The organism is Coxiella-like endosymbiont of Rhipicephalus sanguineus (assembly GCF_018687865.1).
Genome location: NZ_NIQB01000033.1, coordinates 1 through 3,236 on the forward strand (window position 1 = coordinate 1; position 3,236 = coordinate 3,236).

Sequence of the window (3,236 nt, forward strand, 5' to 3'; positions counted from 1 at the left end):
GAATATAACACCTAACGATTGGTTGTTTTTTTATTTATCTGTTCTGATCCTTCTCCTTTCGAGACTTTGTTTAGTCGTCAACGACTTTACTCACCACTATATAATGGTTCCCTATTTTTCAATTCTTCTCAAAAAGGATTTATTCATTATTACAGTCTTTCTTTAAGACATTGGGTATGATTTTCTCTGTACTTATAATTATGCTGTTTGCTGATAGTGCTTAACTACACCCTTTCTTTTACAAGATCATCTATTTTACCACTTAGATAACCTACTCCATTTTCATTTGGTCGACTTTCTTCAAAAAATTCATTGTAAGCAAGCTCTAGCACAATTTCTCAGGATTATTTATGCAAGCTTGTTTTTAGCAATAAAAATTGTCCCCTTATTGATCACCGCTCTTAAATGAAGCCACTCAAGTATATAAATAAATATTTAATTTTCTAATTTCTTGTTTGTTAGGTTTTTCTATCTACTATTTCTGGGCTTCAACCGATCCGTCCAGCATTATTCATTCCGTTCCCTTTATAAAAGCCCAACGTTATTTAATAACACAGTTTGAGGCCATTCATCATTATCAAGCTTTCTTTCCATGAAGCGATTAATAAGCTTCCCTTCTTTTTAATACAATCCGGGCAATTCTAATAGCTTATGCCTGTATTCGGCCACGTAAGATAATTTTTTATCCTATAGCTTTATTTAGTCTCACGGTCCTAGACATTGGCCTCTGGGTGGCATTTCTTAATTGATATTTTAGGCGGAACACTCATTAGTCTTTTATCGATTCTCATTACCAATTTTTTAATGAGGTTACCTAAGGGAGTCCTAAAAAGAACTGAGAAAATCAGATTAAGCAAGATTATCGTGTGTTGAAAGTTGCTCATTATTTTTATAACGTGCAAATCCACGAGTGGAGCTATTAATCATCAATAACAATTGATTAATCTCTGGAGTTTCCACGGCTAATTTTTCAAGCTCAATTCGGATATCTTCTAATTTAAGATTAGTACGATAAATTAGCCGATATGCCAATTTCAACGACTGCATCGTCTTAGAATTAAAACCATGGCGCCTCAACCCGACTGAATTCAACGCTGTGGGAATACCAGGATTTCCAGTAACAAGCATGTAAGGCAAAATATCTTGATAAACCTTTGCCGCACGTCCTAGAAAACAATAAGCACCAATCCGACAAAACTGGTGAACCCCCGAAAAAGCACCTAAATTTGCATGATCGCCTACTTCAACATGCCCTGCAATTGAAGCAGTATTAGCAAAAATAACATGACTTCTCACTCGACAGTCATGGGCCACATGAGAATAGGCCATCAAATAATTATTATGACCGATAGAGGTCACACCATGGCCTTCGTAGGTCCCGCGATTAATAGTCACAAATTCACGAATGATGTTGCTATTTCCAATCTCTAGCCGAGTTTCTTGACCTTTATACCTGATGTGTTGAGGATCAGAACCAATAGAGGCATATGGATAAATTTTATTATTTTTTCCTATCACAGTATTTTTTCCAATCATGACATGAACATCGATTTGGGTATCATCCCCAATTACGGCATTTTCACCAATGAAAGTCCAGGGACCAACAGTTACATCGGAACCAATTTTTGCGCTAGGATGAATAAGTGCTCGTTCGTCAACCACTCTTTTTGTCTCTTATTGTGATAAATTTGGCTTTACAGGCAAGCTGTCCTTCAACCTTTGCCTCTCCCTCAAATTTCCACAAACGTCCCGATTTAAGTACTTTGACTTCTAAAACTAATTGGTCACCCGGTTCGACGACGCGCTTAAATCGTGCATTATCCACACCAGCAAAAAAATAAATATCCTCATGGTATTCAGATAAATTAAGGGATTTAACAATTAAAATCCCCGCTGCTTGTGCTAAAGACTCAATAATCAAAACGCCTGGCATTACTGGACGAACAGGAAAATGTCCGATAAAGAAAGGTTCATTAGCCGTGATATTTTTAATTGCCACTAAGGACTTGTGTTTTTCCATCGCTATCACCCGGTCAACCAACAAAAAGGGATATCGATGGGGGATATATTTTTTAATCTCGCTGGTTTCCATCACGCTCATCGTACAACCTCTCTAATCGTTTTAATCGTTTTGCGAGTTCCTCGAGTTGCCAAAACCTAATGACACTTTTGTGCCATTCACGACTGGGTTGCATTCCTGTCCCTGACGAATATACTCCGGGCTTAGTAATTGATTTTTGGATCATGCCCATACCCGTAATAACGACGTTGTCACAAATATCGATATGGCCATTAAGACCTGCACCCGCACCAATCATGCAATGGCGTCCAATAGTGGTGCTTCCAGCGATACCAGCACAGCCAGCAATCGCTGTATGATCGCCTATGCGAACGTTATGGCCAATCATAATTAAATTATCCAATTTAACGCCATTTCCGATTACCGTATCTTCAAGTGCTCCTCGATCAATTGTGGTGTTAGCTCCAATTTCTACATCGTCTCCAATGACCACTCGTCCCACTTGAGGAATCTTAATCCATCGACGTTGTTCATCTTGAGCTAAACCAAATCCATCTGCACCAATAACGACACCACTGTGAAGAATATTTCGATCACCCATAATGGTGTGATGGTATAAAGTTACCTCATTATACAAACAACAATCTGCGCCCAGTTGACTGCCGCGGCCAATACTCGTTCCTGCTCCGATAATGGTTCGAGAACCAATCACCACTTCATTTTCTATGACAGCATAAGCTTCAACGTGCACAGTCGGATCGATTTGACAATTCTCTCCGATAACAGCAGTGGGATGAATACCTGGCTTTGATCTCACTTCAGGTCGCAATAAAGCTAATAGTTTGATAAATCCCAGCTTAGGGTTCGGCATAATAAGGGCGTTTATAGGACAGTTTTTTGCTAACTTTTTATCTAATAATAATGCCGAAGCTTTTGTTTGTGTTAAATATTTTTGATACTTGCGATCTACAAGGAAACTTATTTCTCCAGGCTGAGCGTTGACAATTGAAGCGATATTATGAATTTTGCAATCACCATGGCCCTTCACCGTGGCACCGATGGCGTTTGCTAATTCATTGAGTGTATAAGTTATTTCAAATTTGATCACAAAATTAAAGGCTATTTCAATTCGGAAATCACGTCTGAGGTGATATCTTTACTATCTCTTGCATAAAGTACAGTGTCCTTTGGTAAAACCAAATCCACTTTTTCTTTT

The 3,236-nt window shown here is 38.4% G+C and carries 3 protein-coding genes; all 3 read right to left on the bottom strand.

Annotation, left to right across the window (positions count from 1 at the left end; all coding sequences use genetic code 11):
• Nucleotides 1-849: 849 nt before the first annotated feature.
• Genes lpxA through lpxD form a run of 3 tightly spaced genes read right to left on the bottom strand, consistent with a single transcriptional unit; the run spans nucleotide 850 to nucleotide 3,125 of the window.
• Nucleotides 850-1,662, bottom strand: coding sequence for an acyl-ACP--UDP-N-acetylglucosamine O-acyltransferase (gene lpxA / locus B1F79_RS02230; protein ID WP_251365822.1), 813 nt, complete (start codon nucleotides 1,660-1,662; stop codon nucleotides 850-852).
• A complete protein-coding gene (gene fabZ, locus B1F79_RS02235; protein WP_372443106.1) occupies nucleotides 1,655-2,092 on the bottom strand; it encodes a 3-hydroxyacyl-ACP dehydratase FabZ in 438 nt (145 codons plus the stop codon). Before fabZ ends, lpxA begins: the two co-directional genes overlap by 8 nt.
• Complete coding sequence (gene lpxD / locus B1F79_RS02240) at nucleotides 2,073-3,125, bottom strand: UDP-3-O-(3-hydroxymyristoyl)glucosamine N-acyltransferase (protein WP_251365824.1); 1,053 nt, start codon at nucleotides 3,123-3,125, stop codon at nucleotides 2,073-2,075. The genes fabZ and lpxD overlap by 20 nt, the downstream gene beginning before the upstream one ends.
• Nucleotides 3,126-3,236: the final 111 nt, after the last annotated feature.